Here is an 854-nt window from a genome sequence, read left to right on the forward strand (position 1 = left end):
GTGCGCAAGACCAAGGCGGAGATCATCGAGATGATCACCGTCTGCGCGGCGCTGGAGGGCATGGCCGCCCGCCTCTTCGTCGAGCGCGCCGACGAGCGCGGCATGGCCGACCTGCACGAGACCTTCGACCGCTTCGCCGAAGGCGAACTGGCCGACCACGTGCTGGAGTATTCCGACGCCAACGTCGCCTTCCACCAGTCGATCATCCAGGCCTCGGGCTGCACGCTCATCGCCGACCTGACCGACCGCTTCTTCATCCACATGCGGGCCATCCGCCGCGTCACCATGCGCCGCGGCGGCCGGGCCGAGACGTCCATCGTCGAGCACCGCGACATCATCGACGCCCTGACCCGGCGCGACGCCGACCTGGCCGAGCGGCGGGTGCGCGAGCACACGCTGGGGCTGGCCCGCCATGTCGAACAGCACTGCGATTTTCTCGATTGACCGATCGTGAACCGAATAAGAGTCGGGGAGGAGTAACCCTTATGTCAGCCGTCACAGTCCTCAACAACCAAGCCACGGCCGCCACCGATGCGGAACCGGCGCTGACGGATGGTTTCCAGCTCGTCATCGATGCCCTCAAGCTCAACGGCATCGAGAACCTCTACGTCGTGCCGGGCATCCCGATTTCCGACCTGCTGCGCATGGCCCAGGGCGAGGGGCTGCGGGTCATCTCCTTCCGCCACGAGCAGAACGCCGGCAACGCCGCGGCGATCGCCGGCTTCCTGACCAAGAAGCCGGGCGTGTGCATGACCGTCTCGGCGCCGGGCTTCCTCAACGGCCTGACCGCGCTGGCCAACGCCACCACCAACTGCTTCCCGATGATCCTGATCTCCGGCTCGTCGGAGCGCGAG

At 67.0% G+C, this 854-nt stretch carries 2 protein-coding genes; both read left to right on the top strand.

From position 1 onward, the window contains the following. A partial coding sequence (locus DS837_RS31830; protein ID WP_149168400.1) for a GntR family transcriptional regulator occupies nucleotides 1-444 on the top strand: 444 nt, incomplete at its 5' end. A gap of 41 nt (nucleotides 445-485) precedes the next feature. Continuing rightward, on the top strand, nucleotides 486-854 hold a 369-nt coding region (locus DS837_RS31835), incomplete at its 3' end, for a thiamine pyrophosphate-binding protein (protein ID WP_247890241.1).

Source organism: Azospirillum brasilense (assembly GCF_008365405.1).
GTDB lineage: Bacteria > Pseudomonadota > Alphaproteobacteria > Azospirillales > Azospirillaceae > Azospirillum > Azospirillum brasilense_D.